22 protein-coding genes are annotated in these 24,400 nt (G+C 66.0%); 6 read left to right on the forward strand and 16 right to left on the reverse strand.

What is annotated here, in order from left to right; genetic code table 11:
• Positions 1-20 precede the first annotated feature (20 nt).
• The 4 genes from AC4FIJ_RS08160 to AC4FIJ_RS08175 form a co-directional block, all read right to left on the reverse strand.
• Positions 21-4,208: a translocation/assembly module TamB domain-containing protein gene (locus tag AC4FIJ_RS08160; RefSeq protein ID WP_490336218.1), complete on the reverse strand. Its 4,188-nt coding sequence runs from the start codon at positions 4,206-4,208 to the stop codon at positions 21-23.
• Positions 4,208-6,403, reverse strand: a complete 2,196-nt coding sequence (locus AC4FIJ_RS08165; RefSeq protein WP_490336219.1) for an autotransporter assembly complex protein TamA — start codon at positions 6,401-6,403, stop codon at positions 4,208-4,210. Before AC4FIJ_RS08165 ends, AC4FIJ_RS08160 begins: the two co-directional genes overlap by 1 nt.
• 58 nt (positions 6,404-6,461) lie before the next feature.
• The gene (locus tag AC4FIJ_RS08170) at positions 6,462-7,322 is read right to left on the reverse strand and encodes an arginyltransferase (protein ID WP_490336220.1); all 861 of its coding nucleotides are present in this window, start codon (positions 7,320-7,322) and stop codon (positions 6,462-6,464) included.
• A 320-nt stretch (positions 7,323-7,642) separates the two neighbouring features.
• Positions 7,643-8,899, reverse strand: coding sequence for a threonine ammonia-lyase (locus AC4FIJ_RS08175; RefSeq protein WP_490336221.1), 1,257 nt, complete (start codon positions 8,897-8,899; stop codon positions 7,643-7,645).
• Between the two features lie 71 nt (positions 8,900-8,970).
• Here AC4FIJ_RS08175 and AC4FIJ_RS08180 point away from each other — a divergent pair, with 71 nt between their 5' ends.
• Together AC4FIJ_RS08180 and AC4FIJ_RS08185 are read left to right on the forward strand one after the other, a co-directional pair.
• Complete coding sequence (locus AC4FIJ_RS08180) at positions 8,971-10,659, forward strand: amidohydrolase (protein WP_490336222.1); 1,689 nt, start codon at positions 8,971-8,973, stop codon at positions 10,657-10,659.
• Positions 10,660-10,940: 281 nt separating this feature from the next.
• Positions 10,941-11,165 (forward strand): hypothetical protein, encoded by a 225-nt coding sequence (locus AC4FIJ_RS08185; protein WP_490336223.1) that lies wholly within the window; start codon positions 10,941-10,943, stop codon positions 11,163-11,165.
• Between the two features lie 164 nt (positions 11,166-11,329).
• On the opposite strand, the gene tatC is transcribed toward AC4FIJ_RS08185, so the two are convergent.
• The 9 genes from tatC to AC4FIJ_RS08230 all read right to left on the reverse strand — a co-directional run bounded on the left by tatC (position 11,330) and on the right by AC4FIJ_RS08230 (position 18,744).
• A complete protein-coding gene (tatC, locus tag AC4FIJ_RS08190; protein ID WP_490336224.1) occupies positions 11,330-12,157 on the reverse strand; it encodes a twin-arginine translocase subunit TatC in 828 nt (275 codons plus the stop codon).
• A 6-nt stretch (positions 12,158-12,163) separates the two neighbouring features.
• On the reverse strand, positions 12,164-12,634 hold the full coding sequence (tatB, locus tag AC4FIJ_RS08195) for a Sec-independent protein translocase protein TatB (RefSeq protein ID WP_490336225.1): 471 nt from the start codon (positions 12,632-12,634) through the stop codon (positions 12,164-12,166).
• 36 nt (positions 12,635-12,670) lie between these two features.
• The gene (tatA, locus tag AC4FIJ_RS08200) at positions 12,671-12,919 is read right to left on the reverse strand and encodes a twin-arginine translocase TatA/TatE family subunit (protein ID WP_490336226.1); all 249 of its coding nucleotides are present in this window, start codon (positions 12,917-12,919) and stop codon (positions 12,671-12,673) included.
• Positions 12,920-12,955: 36 nt separating this feature from the next.
• Positions 12,956-13,600: an SMC-Scp complex subunit ScpB gene (scpB, locus tag AC4FIJ_RS08205; protein WP_490336227.1), complete on the reverse strand. Its 645-nt coding sequence runs from the start codon at positions 13,598-13,600 to the stop codon at positions 12,956-12,958.
• On the reverse strand, positions 13,597-14,415 hold the full coding sequence (locus tag AC4FIJ_RS08210) for a segregation and condensation protein A (protein ID WP_490336262.1): 819 nt from the start codon (positions 14,413-14,415) through the stop codon (positions 13,597-13,599). The genes scpB and AC4FIJ_RS08210 overlap by 4 nt, the downstream gene beginning before the upstream one ends.
• Before the next feature lie 2 nt (positions 14,416-14,417).
• On the reverse strand, positions 14,418-15,443 hold the full coding sequence (nagZ, locus tag AC4FIJ_RS08215; protein ID WP_490336228.1) for a beta-N-acetylhexosaminidase: 1,026 nt from the start codon (positions 15,441-15,443) through the stop codon (positions 14,418-14,420).
• A 74-nt stretch (positions 15,444-15,517) separates the two neighbouring features.
• The gene (locus AC4FIJ_RS08220) at positions 15,518-16,204 is read right to left on the reverse strand and encodes an SPOR domain-containing protein (RefSeq protein ID WP_490336229.1); all 687 of its coding nucleotides are present in this window, start codon (positions 16,202-16,204) and stop codon (positions 15,518-15,520) included.
• A 3-nt stretch (positions 16,205-16,207) separates the two neighbouring features.
• A complete protein-coding gene (gene argS / locus AC4FIJ_RS08225; RefSeq protein WP_490336230.1) occupies positions 16,208-17,995 on the reverse strand; it encodes an arginine--tRNA ligase in 1,788 nt (595 codons plus the stop codon).
• An 86-nt stretch (positions 17,996-18,081) separates the two neighbouring features.
• Positions 18,082-18,744, reverse strand: coding sequence for a hypothetical protein (locus AC4FIJ_RS08230; protein WP_490336231.1), 663 nt, complete (start codon positions 18,742-18,744; stop codon positions 18,082-18,084).
• 193 nt (positions 18,745-18,937) lie between these two features.
• Here AC4FIJ_RS08230 and ispH point away from each other — a divergent pair, with 193 nt between their 5' ends.
• From ispH to rnhA, 3 genes are read left to right on the forward strand one after another with little or no spacing between them, the layout of a single operon-like run.
• Positions 18,938-19,930, forward strand: coding sequence for a 4-hydroxy-3-methylbut-2-enyl diphosphate reductase (ispH, locus tag AC4FIJ_RS08235; protein WP_490336232.1), 993 nt, complete (start codon positions 18,938-18,940; stop codon positions 19,928-19,930).
• A gap of 10 nt (positions 19,931-19,940) precedes the next feature.
• Positions 19,941-20,927: a homoserine kinase gene (locus AC4FIJ_RS08240; protein WP_490336233.1), complete on the forward strand. Its 987-nt coding sequence runs from the start codon at positions 19,941-19,943 to the stop codon at positions 20,925-20,927.
• A complete protein-coding gene (rnhA, locus tag AC4FIJ_RS08245; RefSeq protein ID WP_490336234.1) occupies positions 20,927-21,376 on the forward strand; it encodes a ribonuclease HI in 450 nt (149 codons plus the stop codon). Before AC4FIJ_RS08240 ends, rnhA begins: the two co-directional genes overlap by 1 nt.
• Before the next feature lie 9 nt (positions 21,377-21,385).
• Here rnhA and AC4FIJ_RS08250 read toward each other — a convergent pair whose 3' ends face one another.
• The 3 genes from AC4FIJ_RS08250 to AC4FIJ_RS08260 form a co-directional block, all read right to left on the reverse strand.
• The gene (locus AC4FIJ_RS08250) at positions 21,386-21,565 is read right to left on the reverse strand and encodes a YegP family protein (protein WP_490336235.1); all 180 of its coding nucleotides are present in this window, start codon (positions 21,563-21,565) and stop codon (positions 21,386-21,388) included.
• 89 nt (positions 21,566-21,654) lie between these two features.
• Positions 21,655-22,761 carry an NAD(P)/FAD-dependent oxidoreductase gene (locus AC4FIJ_RS08255; RefSeq protein WP_490336236.1) on the reverse strand — a complete coding sequence of 369 codons (1,107 nt, stop codon included), beginning with the start codon at positions 22,759-22,761 and terminating at the stop codon, positions 21,655-21,657.
• Complete coding sequence (locus tag AC4FIJ_RS08260) at positions 22,758-23,771, reverse strand: alpha/beta fold hydrolase (protein WP_490336237.1); 1,014 nt, start codon at positions 23,769-23,771, stop codon at positions 22,758-22,760. The genes AC4FIJ_RS08255 and AC4FIJ_RS08260 overlap by 4 nt, the downstream gene beginning before the upstream one ends.
• 102 nt (positions 23,772-23,873) lie before the next feature.
• Here AC4FIJ_RS08260 and AC4FIJ_RS08265 point away from each other — a divergent pair, with 102 nt between their 5' ends.
• Positions 23,874-24,392, forward strand: coding sequence for an A24 family peptidase (locus AC4FIJ_RS08265; RefSeq protein WP_490336238.1), 519 nt, complete (start codon positions 23,874-23,876; stop codon positions 24,390-24,392).
• The last annotated feature ends 8 nt before the right edge of the window (positions 24,393-24,400 follow it).

Consider the following 24,400-nt stretch of genomic DNA (forward strand, 5'->3'; position numbering starts at 1 on the left):
CTGAGTGGGTATCGGGCCCGTCAGTAATCCTTGCTGATCTCGGCCGTGACCGCGTTGTAATTCAGCGAGGACACGGTCGCCAGCAGGGACAGCCAGCTGGTGACGCGGAACTCCAGTTCCGTCGCGCTGTAACCCTTGCCGTCGGTGACCAGCTCTACATAGAGATTGCGGCCGATATATTCGCCCACCGCGACGCTGGTGCCGCGTCCCAGCGCCTCGTCCGCGCCAATCACGCGCAGCCGGTCGACCCCGATCGCGCTGCGCAATTCGTTGATCGGGTCCAGACCGCCCCCGCCGCCGCTCTGGAACGCAGCCAGCGCCGCGCCCAGTTGCAGCGCTTCGGGCGCGGAGATGTTGGCGACCGAATCGCCGAACAGCAGGCGCGACAGCACCTCCTCTTCGGGTAGCGCGGGTACGGACGAGAAGCTGATTTCGGGCGAAAAAGCGGTGCCCTGGATCAGGATCGTCGCATTGATGTCGTTGACGTCGGCCTCCGCCTCGACATCGAGGCGCGGGTCGGGCGGGTTTTCGCCGGAAAAGCTGATGCGTCCGCGCGCAAGGTCGAAGCGCTTGCCCGCGAACTGGTATCCGCCGCGGACGAGGTCGGCCTGGCCGAACAGGATCGGCTCATTCGTATTGCCGCGCAGCCGCACATCGACGCCCCATTCACTGTCGAGGCCCATGCCCTTGACGGTAAAGCGATTTTTCGCCTGCACGTCGATCAGATAGCGCCACGGCGTGCCCGCCGCTTGGCGCGTCTGTCGGTCGGCCGGGAGGTTGATCTCGCGCCGCGGGATGCTGGGCAGACGTTCCACCTCGCTAGCGCGGCCCAGTCTCCACCGGCCCGAGATCATGTCGAGACGGCCTGCGACCGTCCCGACATTGTCACGCGCGACGATACGGAGCGGGCCGCTGACCACCGCGGCCATGTCGTCGCGGTTCAGCACGCGCGCATTGTTCGCCGCCAGCCTGATGTCCATGCCTACCCCGGTACTGAAGACGCGCGACAGATCGACCGATCCGCTGCCCCTGACGGTGCCGCTGCCCGCCGTTCCGCTGAAACGCGGCAGGCGCAGCACCGAACCGTCGAACGTGCCCAGCACCGATATGTCGGTCACATCGGTGCCCGTCAGCGTGCTCTGCAGCCGCAATCCGTCGCCGCGCAGGGTGCCGCGGATCTGCGGATCGGCGAGCGTTCCGCGCATGTCGCCCGCGATGCGCACATCGCCCGTCACATCGAACAGCTCGACCGCCGTCAATCGCCAGAGTGCATCGGCGGGGCCGCCATAGCGCAATTGCGCGAACAGCGATCCGGCGCGAAGCCGTTCGAGCAGCGTGCCTTCCGCCGGCAGGCCGGAAATGCGCGCCTGCAGCCGTCCGTGCCGGCTTGCGTCCTCGCGAATGACGGTTCGCATCTCGATATCGTCGGGCGTCAGCTGAGCGACCATGGCAAGGTCGACCGGGCGCGAGGTCAGGACCAGCCCGGATCGCGTCAGATCGTCGAACAGCAGCCGCGCGCGGCCGGTCGCGGGCGTGCCGGGTGCATCGCTGAAATCGACGATGCCCGACACCTTGCCGCCAATGTCGAGGTTCGAGACGAACAGATTCGCGACGTCGAGCGGCATGTCGACGACGCGGACATGCACCTCCGTGCCTCCGCCAAAGCGGCCCTCGGCCTGGATCTTGCCGCCGGCAAACTCGATCTGGCTACGCTGCAGCGCCCAGCCGCTTTCGTCGCGCAGCACGACGAGGGCACGCGGCATGGAAATGCGCCGCCCGCCATAACGGCCACGTCCGGCCACCTCGATCCTGTCGTTCGAGACATCGCCCGCCAGCCGCATGAAGAACCGGCTCCCCCGCCGCCCGGCGACCAGCGCCCTGAAGGTGCCTTCGCCGTTCTCCAGCCTTCCCTCGGCAGCAAGGCGTCCGACGAACAACTGCCCGCGTCCGATACCCTGCGCGTTGATCCCGCCGTCGATGGTGACGCTCTCACCCAGCACGCCCTGCGCCTTGATATGCGCCAGCCGCACGGTAATCGGTTCCTCGCCCTCGAACCTTGCGTTGCGCAGCACGATATCGGCGTCGATCCCCTGCCCCGCCTGCTGCGGCGACAAGGCGACCGTGCCGGTCACCCCGCCGCCCTCCAGCGCCAGATCGCCCGCTAGACCGCCTTCTTCGGCCAGCAGTTCGCCCGACATCACCGTATCGCTGAGCGTAAAGCGGTTGACCGAGATGCGCAGCGGCTCGTCCTCCGCGGCGACAAGGCCGAAATTGCCCGCGAACGGCCCCAGCATTGACTGGCCCTCGGTATCGATCAGGAACCCGTCCTCGCTGGGCGCGATGGCGATGCGCATGTCGGTCACGCCGCCTGCCGGGAGGGGATCGGACAGAACGAGTTCCGCGCGCGGCCCCTCGCCATCCAGCGTTCCGTCGATGGTGAAGGGGCCGAAATTCTCATGCCGCCCCTCGCCCGCAAGCTGCACGGTGCCGTCGAGAGCGCGTTCGCCCGAAAGCGTCAGGTCCAGCAAGGGCGCGTCGATCCTTGCGCTGCGGATCAGCAGGGGTGCGGACGATGCCATCGACAGATCCGCGCTGAATGAGATCGGCGCGCCGATATAGGTCTCGACCGTGGCATTGGTGACGCGGGTCACGCGCCCGTCGACCTTTGCGGTCAGTTGCCAGCCCTGCCCGCTCGTCAGCAGCAGGTCGGCCTGCGCGCGCGCATTTGCGCTACCCAGCCCTTGCAGCATGACGCCATTGGCGATGAGCGGACCGCTCAGCCGATAGCGGCCCCGCCGGACATCGCCATCAAGCGCCAGCCGCGCGCCGAGCCCCGAGGAATCGAACACCATATCGGGCGCGACCAGCCTGCCGTTCGCATAGGTCAGCGTCGCCGCAAGCCGCGCGCCGCGCAGCCGCGGATCGACGAAGGCGCTGCCGCTGCTGATCTCGCGCGCGGTGGCGCGGACCGGCAGTTGCAGGCGCGAGCCGTTCCAGTTGCCATTGCCCGTCGCGTTCAGCCCAGCCACGCTGGCCGGGCCGGATGTCAGCCGCGCGGCATCGAGCGTATAGGCGATGGCCAGATCGTCGCGGAACTGCCCCTCAAGCCCCAGGCGCGCCTGCAGACCCTGCGTGCGCAGATCGCCGCCAAGGATCGCCGGATCGGTCGCGCGCACAAGCGCACCGAAATCCGTCAGGCGATTGGCGTTCAGGTCGATCGCACCTCTTGCCAGAACTTCCGCCCCCGCGCCGACCAGCACATAGCGCCCGTCGATCACGCTGTCCTGAAACGTGCCGCGCGCATTGACGTTCAGCACGTCGCCCACCGCCCTTTGCGCGATTCCTGACAGATAGCCGTCGGGCCGAACCTGCCCCAGCAGGCCATAGATCTCGCCCTGCTTGGTCAGCGTCATGGCGGCGAAATTATCCTCACCCTGACGGACGCGGCCATAACCCTTCCAGTCGCTCCACCGGCCCTTGCCGCCGATATGGACCTGCAGGTCCTCCTCTGCCCCCGTCATGCCCGCCAGCAATCCGCCCGCCGGCGCATTGTAATGGACGAGCAGATTGAGCCGGTCGTCGCTTTCGTCGGCATCCAGCGTTGCGATCAGGCGGTCCTCGCCCCCCAGCCTTCCGAACAGGTCGATCTTGGCGCGTCCGTCGGTGATGTCGGCGCGGCCGAGCAGGTCGATCTTGCGTTCGGTCCCCGCGATGCTTTCGTCGACGCGCAGATCCTCTATCTGCAGGCGGTCGATGCGGATGTCGAAATTCGGCAGGATCGGCGCATCGGGATCACCGGGATTGAGCTTTGGCATGCGCAACAGATGGCCGCGCCTTGCGATCAGCCTGCGTACGTCCAGCCCGCTGGTAAACCAGTGCAGCGGCCGCCAGTCGAGCTCGACCTCGGGCACGCGCAGAAACTCGCCCTGCGGATCGGACAGGACGACATCGGTCAGCTCCGCCTCGCGAAGCAGAGAGCCCTCGATCCGGCCGATGCGGATGCGCAGCCCCGATGCGGGGGCATAGGAGGCAAGACTGTTGGCGATGAAGCGGTGCCCGATCGGGCTGTCGATCAGCACCGCGCCCAGCCCGAGCAGGCCTATCAATGCGATCAGCCCCGCCGCGATGCGAATGCGCCAGTACCGGCCCCAGTCGCGTTTTGGCTTGGGCGGCGGCGTTTCGCCTTGCTGTTCGACGTCCTGCGCCATCAGAACGCCTGCCCCAGCGAGATATAGACCGCGATCCGGTCATCGTCCGGCCGCGGATTGATCGGGGTCGCCAGATCGACGCGCAGCGGGCCAAAGCTGGTGTGATAGCGCACGCCGATGCCCGCGCCATATTGCATGTCCGACAGGCCGGGCGTGCTGTCGTTCGCAACCGTGCCCGCATCGATGAACGGCACGATCGAGATCGCTCCGCCCAGCAGCCCGGTGCGATAACGCGCCTCCAGCGAGAATTCGCTGAGCGAGCGGCCGCCCGTCGGATCGCCCAGATCGTCCTGCGGGCCGATCTGCTGATAGCCATAGCCGCGCACCGATCCGCCGCCGCCCGCATAGAGCCTGCGCGAGGGCGCGATATCGCTGATCCCGGTGCCGGTGATCGTGCCGAATTTCGCGCGCCCCGCCACGACCAGCCTTTCGCTGACCGGCTGGTAATAGCGGCCCTCCAGCCAGCTGCGCAGATAGGTCGAGCGGTCGCCGCCGGTGTGCGAAATCTCGGGCGATGCGAACAGCGAGACGCGCCAGCCGCGCGTGGGGTCGAGCAGATCGTCGCTCTTGTCGTAGACGATCTCGCCCGGCAGCGCGGCCACGAAATAGGTCTCGCGCGGGCCGGTCAGTCCGCCCAGCGTCCCTTCGCGTTCCTGCGTGGCGACCAGTTCCAGCCCGACCGACCATGCCAGCACTTTCTGGAACAGCAGGGTCGACACGCGCTCGATCTTGGCGACGCCCGAAATGGTGCGCGCTTCGAAGGCGTCGCGGTCGATGGTGTTGGCGAAGACATCCAGCGTCAGCATCCGGTCGCGCCCGCGCCAGTTGTTGCGCCGGAAAGTCGCGCCGACCAGCTGTTCCTGCGTGCCGGCGATGGCGTGCAATTGCAGCATCCCCTCGGGCGGGAACAGGTTGCGGTGCTCCCAGCTCACCTCGGTCCGGATGCCGCGGCCCGTGTCATAGCCGACCGCCCCCGCGATGGTGCGCAGCGGCGCCGGGGTGATGCCGACGTCGATGTCGACGATGCCCGGCTCGCCAGCGACAGGTTCGCTCGCAACGCGCGGCGTCAGCGTGAGGGAAGAGACGAGCCCGGTGCCCAGGATCGCGCGCCGCAGGTCCTCCACCCCGCTCTGGCGGTAGAGATCGCCGACGTCGAATTGCGCGATTTCCTGCAAATGCTTGCTCGACAGGAAGTCGGGATCGCTGCTGATGACGTCGCCGAACCGGTACTTGCCGCCCGGCGTGACCGAAAGCGACAGATCGCCCTCGTCGCGCGAATGGTCGATCAGCAGGTCGGGCCGGGCCGTTTCGGCAAAGGCATAGCCGGTTTCGCCCAAGGCGACCTCCAGGTCGATCCGCTCGCGCACGATGCGGTCTTCCTGGATGAAATCGCCCGTTTCGATCTCGAACGACTGGCGCAGCGGTTCATAGTCTTCGCCCGTGTCCGCAATACCGGGAAGCGTGACCTCGCCATAGCGATAGCGCTGGCCGGGATCGATGGTGAAGATGAAACGCGCATCGCCTGGCACGATCGCCCCGTCCTCGCCCGAACCCTCGCCTTCGGGCGGGGTCTGGGTGCGCTGGCGCACATCGGCGTCGTAGAAACCATAGACCGCCAGCATGTCCGACAGCAGCGCGGCGTCTTCCTCGGCCCGGTTGGCAAGCTGTGCGAAATTGTCGTCGGAATCGCGCAAGGTCTCGATATCCGATAGCCCTGCGAACCGGTCGGTAAACTCGCCGAACGCACCGAACTCGGCAAAGGATGCCGGATGGCTGAGCGTGATCCGTTTGGACAATTGCGTCTCGACCAGCGCATCCTCTTCGCCGTCGTCCTCGCCGCCGCCGCGCTGCGACATTTCGGGCAGCGCGAGCTCCTGCGCAGGGATGCCGTTCTCGCGGCTGAGCAATTGTTCGAGGCGGGGGTCGGGTTCGATATCGTCGATCTCGACGGTGAAATCGTCCTCCTCGGGCCAGTCGAGCGAGAAGCCGGTGTCGACCATCGGCGAATCGGGATCATCTTCCTCGGCAACGATGGCGGTCGCCGCTTCGGTATCCATGGCCCAGCCTTCGGGATCGGTCACCGCGGAATCGGGGATCAGTTCTTCAAGCTCCGCATCGGCGTCCATGCTCTGCGCGCGGGCCATCGGCGGCACAGCCGTCTGCGACACAAGGGCGACAGCGGCCATCGCCAGCATGCTGGCGCGCCATGACGAAAATGGAGATGGAATAAGGCGAAAGCCCCCGGCGCCCGCCTCAGCCTTCGAGGATGCGATACCGATCCTGGGGACAGGGCATGCCGTCCTTGCTGCCGCCGGCCTGCGCCTTGTCGCTATCGGCGCGCGGCTGCGCAACCGTCGCGGCAATAAGCGCATCCTGCCTGCCCGCATCGAAACGTTCCCAGCCTTCGCGACCCAGCCGCTCGAGAGGCCGGTAACGGATCTTGTATTGCATGCGCGTCGACCCCTCGATCCAATAGCCCAGATAGACATAGGGCAATCCGGCCTTCGCGGCGCGGTCAATGTGGTCGAGTATGATGTAATTGCCAAGCCCCGATCGGTCGGGATGGTGGGGATCGTAGAACGAATAGATCATTGAAAGACCGTCGTTCTGGCGGTCCGTCAGGCAGGCCCCGACAAGCCGTCCGGGCCGTCCGTCGACGTCGGGTTCGCGATATTCCACGACATAGGAGGTGACGGGCGTCTGCTCGATCATGTCGGCATAATCCATCGAATCCATCGCCGACATGCCGCCGCCCGGATGGCGCGCCTTCAGATATTGCTGGAGAAGATCGTATTGCTCCACCGTCGACCAGGGACGGCAGGCCGATGCGACCAGATCGGCGTTCTTTGCCATGGTCCGGCTCTGCGTGCGCGACGGCACGAATTCCTCCGCCACCACGCGTACCGATACGCAGGCGTTGCAGCCGGCACAGCTGGGCCGATAGGCAACTGTCTGGCTGCGGCGAAAGCCGATCCGGCCAAGGGCATCGTTGAGAGCGTCAGAATCGGGTCCGGCGAGTTCCGTGAAGACCTTCCGCTCCTGACGACCCGGCAGATATGGGCACGGAGCCGGGGCGGTCACGTAAAAGCGGGGGAACCTCACGGGTGCGGACACGAACTGAGCCTGTACCTCTCAACCGTCGATCCGGTGGTCGACTGATGTTCCGGAATACCCGGCCGGTGAAAGCCAGGGTGGGCACCGCGCGGCAGGCGGCGACCAGGAAAAGCCAGCCATGCCGCGCGTAAGCACTATATGCCTGTCGCGGCTCAAAGATTAAAGACCGTTAACTACGAATCATGCAAAAATGTCTTTTTCAGGCCCGTCAGAGACGCTCTTTCACCCTTTGAGGGTACGCGAAACCTGCAAGCGGCCTGCCGAAAAGGCACCTGCGGTCGACCAGCCGGGCGAATCGCCGGCAGGGCCATCAACCGGCGTCAGGCCAGTTCGACCGTGCTCACCTGATAGCCCTTGGACCTGAGATCGGCGATCAGCCCGTCGATCTGCGCCCCGTCGCGGGCCTCGCATTCGATGTCGGTGATCAGCCCCTTGGCAGGCAGCGTGGTGAAGATGCGCTGGTGATAGATCTCGATGATGTTGACGTTATGCTCGTCGAACGCGTGCATCACGCGGTACAGCGCGCCCGGCCGGTCCTGCAGCGTTATGCGAAGCCGCGCCAGCCGGCCCGAACGGGCAAGATCGCGCAGCAGCACATTGGCGAGCAGACGCGTGTCGATATTGCCGCCGCACAGCACCAGACCGATTTTCTTGCCTGCGAACATCTCGGGATTCGACAGCACCGCAGCGAGGCCCGCGGAACCCGCGCCCTCGACCACCGTCTTCTCGATCTGCAGCAAGAGGGAAACCGCGTTTTCCAGCGCCCCCTCGTCCACCAGCAATATGTCGTCGACCAGCTCTGCGATCACGCGCGCGGTGATCTCGCCCGGCGCCTTCACCGCGATTCCCTCGGCCAGCGTATCGCCGCCGCAGACATGTTCCTCGCCCTTGATGCGCGCGAACATCGATGGATACAGCGCCGACTGCACGCCCACGATCTCGATATCGGGATTGAGGTCGCGCGCGATGGTGGCAATGCCCGAGATCAGGCCGCCGCCGCCGATCGGCACCACCAGCATGTCGAGGTCGGGCTGGTCCTGCAGCATCTCCAGACCCACGGTGCCCTGCCCTGCCGCGACGAAGGGATCGTCGAACGGATGCACGAAGGTCAGGCCAAGCTCTTTCTCAAGCTTGCGGGCATGGGCCGAGGCGTCGTCGAACGTCTCGCCCTCAAGCACGACCTTTCCGCCGACGCTTTCGGTCTGCATGATCTTCACCGTCGGCGTGGTGCGCGGCATCACGATGGTGACGGGCACGCCCAGCCGGGTGCCGTGATAGGACAGGCCCTGCGAATGGTTTCCGGCAGACGCCGCGATGACCCCGCGTTCGCGCTGCTCCTGCGTCAGTTGCAGCAAGGCGTTCAGCGCGCCGCGTTCCTTATAGGCGGCGGTGAACTGCTGGTTTTCGAACTTCAGCCAGATTTCCGCGCCCGAAATCTGCGACAGGGTCAGCGATTTCAGCATGGGCGTGCGCACGACCTGTCCCGCGATACGCTGCGCGGCGGCGCGCACGTCATCGGCGTTGAAGGGCATGGCGGTTTCCGCGGATCGGGCGGTGCTGGTCTGAAGGTCGGACATAGGGACAGCGCCCTATCGGATATGGCGCGGCTTGCAAATGCGGTTTAGACCCCCCTTCGATGACTAGCCCCATGACCGCTTGCCCGACAGCATCCGTTTCGCGCGCCGCCCGCCTGCTGGCCGCCGCCTGTTCCGCCTCTCTGATGCTCTTTGTCCCGCCCGCTCTGGCCGACACGCTGATCGAGGATGTGAACGGCATACGTTTCGACCGCGACGGCAATGTCGAACGGTTCGAGGCAATGCTGATCGACGACGACGGCAAGGTTGCCCGGCTATACCGCAAACGCGACAAGCGCCCGAAGGAGGTCGATTACAAGCTCGACGGAAACGGCCGCACGCTAATCCCCTCCTTCATCGATTCGCACCTGCACCTGATGGATACGGGACTCGCGGCGATGATCCTCGACCTGTCGGACACGACATCTTTGCAACAGGCGCAGGCCCGGATCGCCGAATATGCGGCGCGCTTTCCCAACCGCGCATGGATCGTCGGTCGCGGATGGAACCAGGAAAAATGGGGGCTGGGCCGCTTTCCCACCGCCGCCGACCTCGATGCAGCGGTCAGCGACCGGCCGGTCTGGCTGATGCGCGCGGACGGCCACGCAGGCTGGGCGAATAGCGCGGCGCTGACGGCGGCAGGCGTGACGGCAGAGACCGCCGATCCCGACGGCGGGCGGATCATTCGCGGCACCGGCAATGCGCCCGCGGGCGTGTTCGTCGACAATGCGATGGACAGCGTCGCCTCCCTCGTCCCCGAGCCCCGACCAGAGGAACGCGATCTTGCGCTGGAAAAGGCGCAGCAGATGCTGCTGGAGCATGGCATCACCGCCGTCGCCGATATGGGCACGACCATCGACGACTGGCAGGCCCTGCGCCGCGCGGGCGACCGGGGGCGGCTGCGCATTCGCGTGATGGGCTATGCCGCCGGCATCGACGAGATGGTCACCATCGCGGGCGCGGAACCCACCATGTGGCTTTATGGCGACCGGCTGCATATGGGCGGTGTGAAGCTGTATCTCGACGGTGCGCTGGGTTCTCGCGGCGCATGGCTGCTGGAAGATTATGCCGACGCGCCAGGCGAGCGGGGCCTGCCGCTGAAGTCCGGCACCCAGCTTCGCAACATGATGAGCCGGGCCGCGATGGCGGGGTTCCAGCCCGCGGTGCATGCCATCGGCGATGCCGCCAATCGCGAGGTGCTGGATGCCATCGCCGAACTGCGCGAGACCTATGAGGGCGACCGCCGCTGGCGCGTCGAACATGCGCAGATCGTCGATCCGGCAGACCTGCCCCGATTCGCGCAGCTCGACGCGATCGCGTCGGTCCAGCCAGTGCATCAGACGTCCGACCGTCTGATGGCCGAAGCGCGGCTGGGACCCGACCGGCTGCTGGGCGCCTATGCCTGGCACTCGCTGATCGAAAGCGGCACGCCGGTCGCGTTCGGCTCCGACTCGCCGGTCGAGCCGGTCGATGTCTGGTCGGGGATCGCCGCGGCGGTGACGCGGCAGGGCGCCGATGGGCAGCCCGCGGGCGGCTGGATGCCGCAAGAGCGTATCAGCCGCCAGCAGGCGTTTGCGGGATTTACCGCGGCGGGCGCCTATGCCGGCAAGGCCGAGGGCCGATTCGGCAGTCTGGCCGAAGGTGAATGGGCCGATTTCCTGTTCGTCAGCGCGGACCCGCTGGAAATCCCGGATTCTGAAATTCGTGACCTGCGGGTGGAACAGACCTGGATCGCAGGCGTTCGCGTCTATCAGCGCGATTAGTCAGGAATTATAAAAAGCTGTTGCGCAAATGCGGCAATCCCTTGCTGCAAGGCAAAAAAATGATGTCTGCCATGTGTTTGAAGGCATTAACGGCGTTGACACAAGACGATGAAAACGTATTTTCGTGCTGCAAATCCGGGTTGGCGCGTTGCGTCGCTTGGCCGGTGTCATGAATCCGCAGCTTGGGGGACATAGCTACGGACAAGTGACTGAGGTTCGGTTCGGGGCAGGGTTATCCCGCTCGAATTCGAAAAGAATTGAGCGAACAAGGAGATAAACTAATGATCCTCCGCAAGATGGCCACTGCCGCTACTGCGCTGGCACTCGTTTCGGCGCCTGTCGCCGCCATTGCAGCCGAAGGCGACCAGCGCGCTGCTGCGCCTGCTGCCAAGACCAGCGAGATGGGCGGCGGTTCGCCGATTCTCGCCGTTCTCGCTGCCGTTCTCATCGGCGTCGGCATCTACATTGCCGTCGACGGCGACGACGACGATCCGATCAGCGTCTGATCGTTTCTCGGATTCCGAGTTCAGAAAGGGCGGGGCCGATGGCTCCGCCCTTTTCTTATGCGCGTTCGGCTTGTTGGCGGGCGGTGTGGTGGCGGACGTAGCGCACAGGCCGATGCGCGGCCATTATCGGCATGGCATGGATGTCGCGGCGGCTCCGCTGCGGATCAGGCCCCGGTGCCCTCGCCGGTAATGCTCTCGCGCTTGTCTTCTTCGACGGCCTCGTCCTCTTCCGGTTCGCTCTTCTTGCGGCGATCGGTCAGCCACATCAGGAACAGCGAGCCTTCGAACAACAGATAGAGCGGGACCGCCAACACAAGCTGCGAGCCGGGGTCCGGCGGGGTGATGATCGCGGCCAGCGCCACGATCGCGACGATCACATAGCGGCGCGCTTTCTTGAGCGATTCCCGACTGACGATCCCCGCCCGGTTGAGCAGCATGAGCAAGACCGGCAGCAGGAAGCTGATCCCGAACGCCAGGATGAACTGCATCACCAGCGCCAGATAATCGCCGGTTCCGGGCAGCGCCTCTATCTGCAGGCCGCCGGCATCGCCCTGGAACCCGATGAACCAGCGAAACGCATTGGGCATCACCACGAAATAGGCGAGCGCCGCCCCGGCGGTAAACAGGATGGGGGTCGCGAACAGGAACGGCAGGAACGCCTTTTTCTCTTTCGCATAAAGACCGGGCGCGACGAATTGCCACAGCTGGTTGGCGATGATCGGGAACGACAGAAAGAACGCGGCGAACACCGCGACCTTCAGTTCGACGAAAAACGCCTCATACAGCTTGGTATAGATCAGCCGTCCTTGCCCATCGGGAAAGGCCTGTGTCAGCGGCCTCACCAGAAAGCCGAAGATCTCGTCCGAAAACGGAAAACAGATCGCAAAGGCCACCACCAGCGTCAGCAGGCAGCGCATCAGCCGGTTCCTGAGCTCGATCAGATGGTCGAGCAGCGGCGATTCGGTTTCGTCGAGATCGGATATGCGAAACATGGCGTCCTACCGATCCGCCTGCTGCCGCTCAGGCGCAGGCTCGAGCGGTAGCTCGGGCGAAGGTTCAGCATCGGGTTCAGCCCGGGGTGCAGCCAGGGGCTCAGGCTCCATTTGCGGATCGACCGGTTTGGTGCCATCCGTATCAGGCGCTTTCGCGCTGCCGGTCGCAGACGGTTCGACCTTCGGCGCATCCGGTTCGGGCAGCGCGGCGCGCTGGCCGTCATGGGCGGGCCTTACGGCCTCGGGATGCTTGGCCATGATCTCGGCGTTGCGCTTGTTCCATTCGGCCTGCATCTCTTCCAGCTCGGCCTCGCGCACCATGGCGTCGATGCCTGACCGGAAATGTGCCGAAACGCGCCGGATCTTGCCGATCCAGCGTCCCGCCGTGCGCATGGCCAGCGGCATATCCTTCGGGCCGATGACGACCACCGCGACGATCACGATGATCAGCAGCTCGATCGCGCCGATGTCGAACATGAAAGAAGCGTCCTAACGCAGCCCCGCCAACGCGGCTCAGCTGCTCTTTTCGCTATCGCTCGTCGCGGCGGGCGCAGCGGTCGGTGCGGCCGTCTTTTCGGTCGTCGTTGGGGCGGGCGCCTGATGGTCGATCCGTTCCGGCGAACGCGATTCCTCGTTCATGCCCTGCTTGAAGCTTTTGATGCCCTTGCCGAAGTCGCCCATCATTTCCGAGATCCGTCCGCGTCCGAAGAGCACGAGGATCACGATCGCGACGATCAGCAATTGCCAGGGTCCAACATTCATTTCAAATTCTCACTTATACGAGAGTACGCTTCCCGTTTAGGCGGTTTCGTCGCCCATATCCAGAGAGGCTTCGGTGTCGCCTGCCTCCTGACGCATTTCTTTTGCGTTCTTGTGAATATCCGAGCTTTCTCTTTCCAGCGCCTCTTCCACTGGTTCCAGCAGGCCCGCGGCGCGCAATTCGGCCAAGCCCGGCAGGTCGCGGCGGGTGGCAAGGCCGAAATGGGTGAGGAATTCGGGCGTGGTCGCATAGATCACGGGCCTGCCCGGAACCTCGCGGCGGCCCGCGGCGCGAACCCATCCGGCCTCCATCAACACGTCAAGCGTGCCTTTCGCCGTCTGCACGCCGCGAATCGATTCGATTTCGGCGCGGCTGACCGGTTCGTGATAGGCGATGATCGCAAGGCATTCGGTCGCCGCACGCGACAGCCGCTTGGGCTCCTCGCGCTCTCGGCGTAGCAGATGGGCAAGATCGGGTGCGGTCTGCAGGTGCCAGCGCTGCCCGCGCCTCACCAGTTCGATGCCGCGTCCTTCGTAACGGGCGGCCAGTTCCGACAGCGCCTCGCGCACATCCGCCCCGCCCAGGTGCTCGCCGATCTCGGCCGCGGTCATCGGCTCCTCCGCCGCGAACAGCACGGCTTCGACCGCGCGGACCAGATCGTCGGGGCCAGCGTCCTGCGTCATTCGCGGGACCGCGCCCCGCCAAGCGCGCGCAAGCGTAGCGGCCCGAACACGTCCTCCTGCGCGATTTCCGCCCGGCCCTGCTTCGCCAGTTCCAGCGCAGCGACGAAGCTGCTGGCGAGCGCCGACTTGCGCAATTTCGGGTCGGCATGGGGAGGCAGGAACTGGCGCAGTTCCATCCAGTCCAGCGATACGCCCAGCATGGACGACACGCGCGACAGCGCGCTTTCCAGCGTCATAACCGCGCGGTCGCGCACCATGTGGACGACGGGTGCGGTGCGCGCCTTCACCTGTCCATAGGCCTGCACCAGATCGAACCATTCGCATTGCCATGCCCGCTTCTTCAACACGCGCAGCCCCTCTGGCGCGCCGCGCGCGAACACGTCGCGGCCCAGCCGGTCGCGCGCCATCAGCCGCGCCGCGACATTGCGCATCGCCGCCAGCCGTTCGAGCCTGAGTTGCAGGCGCAGCGCCAGTTCCTCGGGGCTGGGGTCTTCCTGCTCTTCCTTGGGCAGCAGCATCGCGGATTTCAGGAATGCCAGCCACGCCGCCATCACAAGGTAATCCGCGGCAAGTTCCAGCCGCATTTCGCCCGCGCGGTCGATGAAGGCGAGATACTGGTCGGTCAGTTCCAGGATCGAGATGCGCCGCAGATCGACCTTTTGCCGCCGCGCCAGGTCGAGCAGCACGTCGAGCGGCCCTTCCCATGTCGCGAGTTCGACATAGAGACGCTCGCTGTCGTCGGCTGGCGCGGGTGCATCGTCGGTCCAGCCGCCGGCCCCTTCCCCCCACAACGTGCCGGGTTCGGAGCCGTCGATTATCACGCCGCCACCCCTGCCGCCGCCAGCAACGCGTCACGCTTGGCGATGCATTCGGCCCGCCGTTCGGCACTTTCGAACACCGCCACCGCCTTGCCCTGCATCGCCGCGTCGAGGCGGCGGCGGGCATCGGGCGTGATATCGCCGCAGGCTTCGACGGTCGCAACCATGTCGGGCATTTTCGCCCAGCAATTGAGCACGAGGTCGCAGCCCGCCTCCAGCGCCTTCACCGAACGCTCTGCGATGGAGCCGGACAGGGCTTCCATGTCGATGTCGTCGCTCATCAACAATCCGCCAAAACCGATGCGACCGCGGATGATGTCGCCGATCACCCTGGCGGATTGGGTGGCGGGATGGTCCGCGTCCCATGCGGTATAGGTGACATGCGCGCTCATCCCGATGGCTGCGCCGCGCAGCGCGTGGAACGGGGCGATGTCCTGCTCAAGCTCCGCCTCGCTCGCGGTGACCACGGGCATTTCCTTGTGGCTGTCGGCGCAGGCGCGGCCGTGGCCGGGGATATGCTTGATGATGCCCGCGACGCCCGCTTGTTCTAGCCCGTCCAGCACGGCGCGCCCCAACGCGGCGACGCGCATCGGGTCGTGGCCCAGCGCGCGGTCGCCGATCACGTCATGCGCGCCCTCGCACCTGACGTCGAGCAGCGGGAGCGCGTCGCAATTGAGGCCGGCTTCGGCAAGGTCCAGCCCGATCGCCTCGGCATTGACCCGCGCCGCCTCTATCGCGGAGATCGGGGCGATGTCGTATAACCGGTCGAAGATGCCCTGCGGCGGATATTGCGGCCAGACCGGGGGCTTCATGCGCGCGACGCGCCCGCCTTCCTGGTCGATGGTGATCAGCAGATCGTCCCGCCCCGCGACCGTGCGCAATTCATCGGTGAGCGCGCGCATCTGCGCCGGACTTTCGCAATTGCGCCCGAACAGGATATAGCCCGCCGGATCGGCCTCACGAAAGAAGGCGCGTTCGTCGTCGGTCAGCTCGGTGCCGGAAAGGCCGAATATCGCGGGGGTCATAAGACGCGAAGATTCGCACGGAATCGCGGAAATGCGCAAGTTCGGGTGGCGGACAGCGCGCCCTTATCCCCAAATCAGCGCTTTACCTGACATTCTATGCCGTTCGCCTTCAATTCGCTGCACAGCGCATTGGCCGAAGCCGTGCTGCCCGTCACCGCCTGCAGGCGGAACACGGTGCCGATATCAGCGCGCCCCTCGATGATGCGGCGGTCGAAATCGCCCAGCCGCTGATAGCGCTGGGTCAGCGTCTGCCAGCCTTTCTGCGCCGCCGCCTCGGTCGAATAGGCACCGACCTGTACGCCGACGCCGGACACCTGCGGCGCCGGAGCGGGCGCAGGCGCAGGGGCCGGATCGGCGTCCTGCTTTGGCGCGGGTGCGACGGGTTCGGGATCGGGCTTTTTCTGGGCGATCCGCGCCTCGCGCTCGATCCCCTCGCCCACCTTGTAGCTGGTGTCGCCGGTCCCCGCGAAGGTCTTGCCGCCCGGATTTTCGGGACGGACCTTGTAGGGCGCATCTGGCGCGGCGATGACCGAACCGTCGCCCTCGGGCGGGGCAAGCTGCCAGTCGCGCAGCAGCCAGATCGCCAGCACGGCAAGCACGATCAGCCCGGCGGCAATGCCCAGGAACTTGCCCATGCGGGGCCAGTCCAGCCCCTCGTCGTCATCCTCGTCAGCCGGTTCCAGCCACGGCAGCCGCAGGTCGGCTTCGTCCAGCGCCAGTTGCGCTTCGCCGTCACCGCCTTGGCTGACCTGTGGAATCATCGCCTAGAGTCGCTCCGCTGCCTCGACACCCAGAATCGAGAGGCCGTTGCGGATAACCTGCCCGATCTGTTTCGCAAGATATAGCCGGACACCCGTGTTTACCATGTCGTCTTCCACGATAAAGCGGCGGGCCGGGTCGTCATTGCCCTGATTCCACAGCGCATGGAACGCGGCCGCCAGATCCATCAGGAAGAAGGCGATCCGGTGCGGTTCGCGCGCGCGGGCGGCTTGTTCGACCACGCGCGGGAACTGGGCGGCCTGTTTCATCAGCACCTGCTCGTCGGTGTGGAGGATGCCGTCATCGCCCCAGCTTTGGGCGCGCGCCGCCTCGGCCTTGTCGGAAAGCCCGGCTTCGGCCGCCTTGCGCAGCACCGATGCGATGCGGGCGTGGGCGTATTGGACATAGAAGACGGGATTGTCCTTCGACGCCTCGACCACCTTGGCGAAGTCGAAATCCATCTGCGCCTCGGGCTTGCGGGTCAGCATGGTGAAGCGCACCACGTCCTTGCCCACTTCCTCGACCATGTCGGCGATGGTGATGAAATTGCCCGAACGCTTGGACATCTTCACCGGTTCGCCGTCGCGCAGCAGCTGGACCATCTGCACCAGCTTGACGTCGAAAGGCTTGGATTCGGCATGCTCCGCGCCGGTCAGCGCGGCGACGGCGGCCTTGATCCGCTTGACCGTGCCCGCATGATCCGCGCCCCAGATGTCGATCAAGGCATCAGCACCTTGGGCCTTCTGGAAGTGATAGGCCATGTCCGCGCCGAAATAGGTCCAGCTGCCGTCGGATTTCCGGATCGGCCGGTCCTGATCGTCACCGAACTGGGTCGAGCGGAACAGCGGCAGCTCCACCGGCTCCCAGTCGTCAGGCGTCTTGCCCTTGGGCGCTTCCAGCAGGCCGTCATAGACAAGGCCCTTCTGGCGCAGGAAGGTCTCGGCCATCTCGGGCTTGCCCTCGGCCTGCAGCTTGGCTTCGGAAGAAAACAAATCGTGGTGGATGCCCAGCATGGCCAGATCGCTGCGGATCATGTCCATCATCGCGTCGACCGCGCGCATCCGGAACAGGTCGAGCCATTCGCTTTCGGGCGCGTCCTTGTACCCGTCGCCGAATTCCTCGGCCAAGGCCCTGCCGATGGGGACCAGATAGTCGCCGGGATAGAACCCCTCGGGAATCGCGCCGATATCCTCGCCCAGCGCCTCGCGGTACCGCAGATGCACCGACCGGGCGAGCGTCTGCACCTGCGCGCCCGCGTCATTGACGTAATATTCGCGGATCACCGCAAAGCCCGCATATTCCAGCAGCCCCGCCAGCGAATCGCCGACAACCGCGCCGCGGCAATGGCCCATGTGCATCGGGCCCGTCGGATTGGCCGACACATATTCGATATTGACCGTTTGCCCCGCGCCCATGGCGGAGCGCCCATAGGCGTCGCCCAGCGCGGCAATCGCGTCGAGCTCGGCTTCCCATGCGCTGGGCGCGATCCGCAGATTGATGAAGCCCGGCCCCGCGATCTCGGCCGCGGCGATATCGGCTTCCTTCGAAAGCTCTGCCGCCAGTGCCTCTGCCAATGCGCGCGGATTGGTCTTTGCGGGCTTGGCCAGCACCATGGCGGCATTGGTGGCCAGATCGCCATGCGCGGGATCGCGCGGCGGCTCTACCGTGACATTCGCGCGGTCGAGCCCGCCGGGCAGCGTGCCCGCCGTCTCCATCGCGTCGAGGGCCTTGTCCACCGCGGCCGAAATGGCGGCGTGGATGGTGAGGGGCTTTTCCGTGGTCTGCTCGGTCATGGCCGCGCGACTAGCGGGGAATGACGCGAGTGGGAAGTGGCCTGACGCGTCAGACCGCCTTTACCCGCGCCCGATCGCTACCCGAATCAACGCGTGGCGTTATAGGCCAGTTGGTCCTCGCTCAGCTGGAAACCCACCAGCACCTCGAACGAAGCGCGCGCGACCGCGGCCCTGACCTCAGGGTCGGCCAGCGGGTCGAGCGCGGCATCGGGGTCCCCGGGCTTGCGGCGGCGCGTGATCTGTTCGCGAACATCCTCGGGCAGGGTGGCGGCGGCTGCATCGATGAAAGCACCTGCCCGTCCGCTTGCCTGCGCGCGGTCCTGTCCCGCCGCGAAATTCACCGTCACGCTGCCGATCCGCTTCGACTGAACCGAATTGCCGCCCTGCAGCACGGTGACGAAGAAAGGCAGCTCCACGCTGCGTGCCGCGCCGGTGTCGCGCCGGGTGGCGAGGACGTCGAACGTCGCCTCGGAATAAATCTTTGCGCCGGTGTCGTCGCACGCGGCGCGCAGGTTCGTCATGGTGGCGGTGACGTCCATCGAGGCCAGCGACTTGTCGTTCGGCTGGCTGAAGGTCGTGATGTCGCCGGTATAGGCGGGGATGCCCACCGCCGGGCAGCGCGAGCGGACGGAGGTGACGCCGACGCCTTCCTGAAGCACGAGCTCACCCTCGCGCGAGCAGCCGGCGAGCAGGGCCACGCCGGACATCAGCAATGCGAAACCTGCGGCGGGGCGGAATTTCATCTTCATGGGCGGCGGAACCTTCTGCCAGTCATATGCGGCGGCCAAGACGGATGGCCGCTTTCAACGGGATGCTGCCTGCCCTAGCCGCAGCCTTTCGCAAGGGCAACGGCGCGCGAAAGGACGAACGCGGTTCCGTCATGTCCATCCGAACCTTTACCGCCGCTTTACGCCTGCCCCCTGCTGACGCTAAAGGCAGGGCATGAACACCCCCACCATGCCCGCCGCCGCCAGCGAAACCCGCGAAGCCGGGGACACGCTTCCCCATCTGCTGGTCCTGCTGGCCGCGCCGCGTGGCTTTTGCGCCGGCGTCGACCGCGCGATCGAGATCGTCGAGCGTTCGCTGCAGAAATATGGCGCGCCCGTCTATGTGCGGCACGAAATCGTGCATAACCGCTATGTGGTCGACAGCCTGAAGGCCAAGGGCGCCATCTTTGTCGAGGAACTGGACGAGGTGCCCGACGGCGTGCCGGTGGTCTTTTCCGCGCATGGCGTGCCGAAATCGGTGCCCGCCCATGCGGAGGAACGCGGCCTCGACTACCTCGACGCGACATGCCCGCTGGTCAGCAAGGTGCACCGCCAGGCCGAACGCCAGGTCGAGGCGGGGCGGCACATCATCTTCATCGGCCACGCCGGCCACCCGGAGGTCATCGGCACGTTCGGACAGGTGCCGCAAGGCGACATGACGCTGGTCGAAACGGTCGAGGACGTGGCGAAGCTGAAATTCGAACCCGGCACGCCGCTGGCGTTCCTGACCCAGACGACGCTGTCGGTCGACGATACCCATGCCATGATCGAGGCGCTGAAGCAGCGTTTTCCCGACATCGCCGGGCCGCGCGGCGAGGATATCTGCTATGCCACGTCGAACCGGCAGGCGGCGGTCAAGGTCCTCGCTCCGCAGGTCGACATGCTGCTGGTGATCGGCGGGGCCAATTCGTCGAACTCGCTGCGCCTTGTCGAGGTGGCCGAACGCATAGGCACCGATGCGCGGCTGATCCAGCGCGGCGACGACATCGATGCGGAAATGCTGGACGGCATCGGCACCATCGGCCTCACCGCCGGGGCCAGCGCGCCCGAGGTGCTGGTGCGCGAGGTGATCGACCATCTCTCCCGCTTCCGCGCGGTGGAGGAACGGGTCATCACCACGACCGAGGAAAACATGGTCTTCAAGCTGCCTCGCCAGCTGACCGACTGATCCGCGCATCATGGCTGTCTATACCCGCATCAACAGCGAGGACATGGCCGCGCTGGTTACGCAGTTCGGCGTGGGCGAGCTGGTGTCCGCCAAGGGCATCGCCGAGGGCGTGTCGAACAGCAACTGGCTGCTGGAAACGCGTGGTACCCCTGACGCGGGGCGTTTCATCCTGACCGTCTATGAAGAGCGCACAGATACGCGCGATCTGCCGTTCTTTCTGAATCTGCTCGACCATCTGGCCGCGGCGGGCTGTCCGGTTCCGCGGACAATCCACGATTCCAGCGGCTCGGCATGGCGCACCATCGACACGCCGCAGGGCGAGAAGATGCTGGCGCTGATCGAGTTCCTGCCGGGTGTCAGCGCCGACGATCCGACTCCGGCGCAGGCCGAGGCGGTGGGCGCGGCACTGGCGCAGGTGCATCTTGCGGGACAGAGCTTTGGCGACTTTCGCAGGGACGGAATGGGGCCTGAGGCGTGGCGCGGTTTCGTACGGTCCTGCGCGGGCCGCTGGTCCGAGATCGACCCGGTGCTGGATGCCGTACCCGCGCTGGTGGACGACGCGATAAAGCGCTGGCCTGCGGACCTGCCGGTGTCGACGATCCATGCCGATCTGTTTCCCGACAATGTGCTGCTGGTGGGCGACGAGGTGTCGGGCATGATCGACTTCTATTTCGCATGCACAGGTCCGATGGCCTATGACATCGCCGTGACCCATGCGGCTTGGAGCTTTACGCCCGATGGCCGCCACTTCGATCCCGCCATCGGCGATGCGCTGCTGACCGGTTACCGTTCGGTGCGCGAGCCCGATGCCGCCGAGATCGCGGCCCTGCCCGATCTGGCCAAGGCGGGCTGTCTGCGCTTCCTGCTGACCCGCGCCTATGACTGGCTGAACACCCCTGCCGATGCGATGGTGACCAAGAAGGATCCGCTGGCCTTCCTGCGCCGCCATGCGTTCTATGATGAACGGGGCGCGGTGGCGTTCGGGGTCCTGTCTTAATGGATGTCGAGATTTTCACCGACGGCGCGTGCAAGGGCAATCCCGGTCCGGGCGGCTGGGGCGCGATCCTGCGGGCGATGAAGAAGGACGGGGAAGCGACCGAGAAGGAGATGTCCGGATCGGAAGGCGCGACGACCAACAACCGTATGGAACTGACCGCCGCGATCCGCGCGCTGCAGGCGCTGAAGCGCCCTTGCAAGGTCGCGCTTTATACCGACAGCAAATATGTGATCGACGGTATCACCAAATGGGTCTTCGGCTGGCAGAAGAAAGGCTGGAAGACCGCCGCGAAAAAGCCTGTGTTGAACGAGGATCTGTGGCGCGAACTGCTGGATGCGGCGCGCCCGCACACGATCGACTGGCACTGGGTCAAGGGCCACGACGGCCATCCAGAGAACGAGCGCGCCGACCAGCTTGCCAGCGATGCGGCGCTGGCGGCGCGGGTATAGGGGTGGCGGTCAGACCGTGGTGTCGACCACTTCGGCGCCCGGACCGTTCTTGAGGATCGAATCGATCGCGTTCTGGGCGCTGGCCTTCGAACTATAGCCTTCGGTCCAGAACATGGTTTCCGAATTATAGCAGAAATAGGCGACATACTCGCCCTTCTTGTTCTGCCGGATTTCAAAGCGATGTGCCATGGCGTTGCCCCCGTTTCTGGCCGTCAGGAAATCTGTACTGCCATGGATAACAGCCTGGCCTTCGGGTGCAACCCCGGTCGCGGTGCGGATCAGAAGCGGTCGGCGCGGTAAGGCGCGGGATCGATGCCCTTGGCCGGTCCCACAGCGTCCCGGCCCAGCAGCAGAGCGACGGCCATGTCGGCGGCGGCGGGCGAGGTCTGGATGCCGAAACCGCCCTGCCCCGCGCACCAGAAAAAGCCCGGCAAATGCGCATCAAAGCCATAGATGGGCGCACGATCGGGCGCAAAACTGCGCAGTCCTGCCCATTTGCGCTCGACCGCGTCCACCCGCCAGTCGACGGCCTGTTCCAGCCGGTCGATCGCGAGCGCCACGTCCAGCTCGTCGGGCGCGGCGTCGCAGGCGGGCGACGGCGTCTCGTCATGCGGGCTGAGCCAGAGGCGGCCGCTTTCGGGCTTGAAATAGAATGTCTCGTTGATGTCCAGCACCAGCGGCAGGTCGGCGGGCGCTTCGGGGCTGCAGCGCAATTGCAGCACCGTGCGGCGTAGCGGCGCGATGCCGATGGGCTGCGCGCCCGCAATCCGCGCCACCTCGTCCGCCCATGCGCCCGCCGCGTTGACCAATATGCGCGCCGTTACGGTGCTGCCGTCCGCCAGCCGCAGCGCCCAGCCCTGCGCGCCGCGTTCCGCCGCCGCCAGCTTTGCCCGCGTTCGCAGCAAGGCGCCCCCCGCCTGTGCCCGCGACAGGAAATGCGCGTGCAGCGCGCCCACGTCGATGTCGCAGCAGCTTTCGCTCCATGTCCCGTCGACCCACTCGGGCTTCAGCCCCGGCACCAGCCGCGCCATCTTTGCTTGGTCCAGCCGCTCCATATTCGCGCCCAGTGCCGCGAACCGCGCGACATAGGCTTCGATTGCCTCGACATCGCCTGCCCTGCCGATGTGAAGCGCGCCGCGCGGCGTCAGAAATCCACCCTCGCGCAGATAGGGTCCGCTGGCGACGGTCAGCGGAAAGACCTGCGGCCCGCCATAGGTTTCCTCCCAGAACGCGGCGGAGCGGCCGGTGGCGTGATAGCCCGCGACATCCTCGGCCTCGAGCATGATGACCGATGCCTCGCCCGCAAGGCTGGCGGCAAGGCTTGCCCCCGCCATGCCCGCGCCGACGATGGCGATGTCGCAGTTTTCCGAGACCGCCCCGGTCATTGCGCTCCGTCCGCAGGCAGGCGTTGCGCAAGAAAATCGTCGATTGCCGAGAGGGCACGGCCACGCACCTCATCGCTCTCACGCAGGATTTCATGCGCCGATTCGGAGCCGAATTCCATCAGCCGCGCATCGGGTAGCAGGCGCACGGCGCGGCGGATCGCGCGCGCGCTGACCAGCCGGTCGGCGCTGGTGGACAGCACCAGCACGGGGAGCTTCACCTTTGCCAACACATCCGCTCTTGCCGTGCGGCGCATCGATTCGGCGGCGCGTTCGACCCAGCCCCAGCTTGGCGCGCCCAGCCGCAATTGCGGGCGTTTTTCGCGCCAGTACAGCTCGTCCTCATAGCGACTGACGTCATGCGTCAAAATGCCCTGCCGCGCGCCGGCGGGCTGCCCCGGCTTCTCGCCCATCTTCCACGCGGGCCGGCTGACCGGGCCCAGCGCCGCCATGACACGCGCCGCGCCGTGCCACATCCACGGGCTGAGCGGCGGCCCCGCAAAGCCCAGCATCGGCGCGACCAGCACCAGCGCATCGGGATCGGCCGCGCCTTCCGCCACGCCGCGCAGGGCAAGCTGACCGCCCATCGAATGACCGATCAGAACGTGCTTTTCTTGGGCCGGGCGATTCGCGCCCGATTCGGCTTTCCAGTCGCTCCAGAACCCGCGCAGATCGTCGATCCAGTGCGCGAAATCGCCGATATGGCCGGTGGCATCGTCATCGCCCAGCCGGCCCGATCCGCCCTGCCCGCGCCAGTCGATCGCGGTGACCGCCCAGCCCTGGCCGAACCAGTATTCCAGCGTCTCGAGATATTTCTCATACGCATCGCCGCGCCCGCCCAGAAACAGCAGCGAACCGCGCGATTGCGCGGGTCTGGGCCAGTCGATCCGGCGGATCGCGTGCCCGTCGGGGGCGTGCCACGCCGATTCGCGGGCGTGGGCCGGAATGGCGCGGCGGGCAGCGGCCGGATCGGCGGACATCGCGCCGGGAATGGCAGGGTGCAGGTCGGTCAAGAAAGCGAGTTCACTTTGGGTAACGGCATCTTCGCGGGCATGGTTACTGTTTGGTAAGTCCTGCCCTTTAGACCGGCCCCAATCAGGGGGAACCGGTTGGACATGAACACGCATCTCATCGCTTACGGATTGCTCGCCGCATTGGCAATCGCGGTGCTCTATGCAGGGATCACCGATCTTCGGCATCGCAAGATCACCAACCGGCTGACCGGCGCGATCGCGATTGCCGCGCCGATGTTCTGGTGGGCCAGCGGGCTTTCGATCTGGCCGGGCGTCGCCATCCAGATCGGCCTCGCCGTCGGCTGGTTCGTGTTCGGCGCCTTGCTGTTCAAGATCGGCCAGATGGGCGGCGGCGACGTCAAGCTGTTCACCGCGCTGGCGCTGTGGCTCGAACCCTCGCTGTTCATGATGGTCGTGCTGCTGACGATGATCGTCAACGGCTTTGCGACCCTGATCGTCTGGCGCGGCGTCCGCCGGGCCTGGCGCGAAGGCCGCCATGTCGAGGCGCGCTCGACGCCCTATGGCGTGTCCGCCGCGCTGGTGATGCTGGTGATGTTCGCCGTTCGCTACGGGCCTGCGGTCCAGACGGCATTTTCCACAAATTCGCTGAATTTTGCGTGATGAGCGGG

Source organism: Croceicoccus sp. (assembly GCF_983967925.1).

Coding starts and splice junctions, on each gene's coding strand:
- AC4FIJ_RS08255 (WP_490336236.1), bottom strand. CDS start 22,761: ATGACCGGGGCGGTCTCGGAAAACTGCGACATCGCCATCGTCGGCGCG.
- tatA (WP_490336226.1), bottom strand. CDS start 12,919: ATGAATGTTGGACCCTGGCAATTGCTGATCGTCGCGATCGTGATCCTC.
- AC4FIJ_RS08240 (WP_490336233.1), top strand. CDS start 19,941: ATGGCTGTCTATACCCGCATCAACAGCGAGGACATGGCCGCGCTGGTT.
- AC4FIJ_RS08175 (WP_490336221.1), bottom strand. CDS start 8,899: ATGTCCGACCTTCAGACCAGCACCGCCCGATCCGCGGAAACCGCCATG.
- tatB (WP_490336225.1), bottom strand. CDS start 12,634: ATGTTCGACATCGGCGCGATCGAGCTGCTGATCATCGTGATCGTCGCG.
- ispH (WP_490336232.1), top strand. CDS start 18,938: ATGAACACCCCCACCATGCCCGCCGCCGCCAGCGAAACCCGCGAAGCC.
- AC4FIJ_RS08230 (WP_490336231.1), bottom strand. CDS start 18,744: ATGAAGATGAAATTCCGCCCCGCCGCAGGTTTCGCATTGCTGATGTCC.
- tatC (WP_490336224.1), bottom strand. CDS start 12,157: ATGTTTCGCATATCCGATCTCGACGAAACCGAATCGCCGCTGCTCGAC.
- argS (WP_490336230.1), bottom strand. CDS start 17,995: ATGACCGAGCAGACCACGGAAAAGCCCCTCACCATCCACGCCGCCATT.
- AC4FIJ_RS08160 (WP_490336218.1), bottom strand. CDS start 4,208: ATGGCGCAGGACGTCGAACAGCAAGGCGAAACGCCGCCGCCCAAGCCA.
- AC4FIJ_RS08180 (WP_490336222.1), top strand. CDS start 8,971: ATGACCGCTTGCCCGACAGCATCCGTTTCGCGCGCCGCCCGCCTGCTG.
- AC4FIJ_RS08250 (WP_490336235.1), bottom strand. CDS start 21,565: ATGGCACATCGCTTTGAAATCCGGCAGAACAAGAAGGGCGAGTATGTC.
- AC4FIJ_RS08265 (WP_490336238.1), top strand. CDS start 23,874: ATGAACACGCATCTCATCGCTTACGGATTGCTCGCCGCATTGGCAATC.
- rnhA (WP_490336234.1), top strand. CDS start 20,927: ATGGATGTCGAGATTTTCACCGACGGCGCGTGCAAGGGCAATCCCGGT.
- scpB (WP_490336227.1), bottom strand. CDS start 13,600: ATGACGCAGGACGCTGGCCCCGACGATCTGGTCCGCGCGGTCGAAGCC.
- AC4FIJ_RS08220 (WP_490336229.1), bottom strand. CDS start 16,204: ATGATTCCACAGGTCAGCCAAGGCGGTGACGGCGAAGCGCAACTGGCG.
- AC4FIJ_RS08165 (WP_490336219.1), bottom strand. CDS start 6,403: ATGCTGGCGATGGCCGCTGTCGCCCTTGTGTCGCAGACGGCTGTGCCG.
- AC4FIJ_RS08185 (WP_490336223.1), top strand. CDS start 10,941: ATGATCCTCCGCAAGATGGCCACTGCCGCTACTGCGCTGGCACTCGTT.
- nagZ (WP_490336228.1), bottom strand. CDS start 15,443: ATGACCCCCGCGATATTCGGCCTTTCCGGCACCGAGCTGACCGACGAC.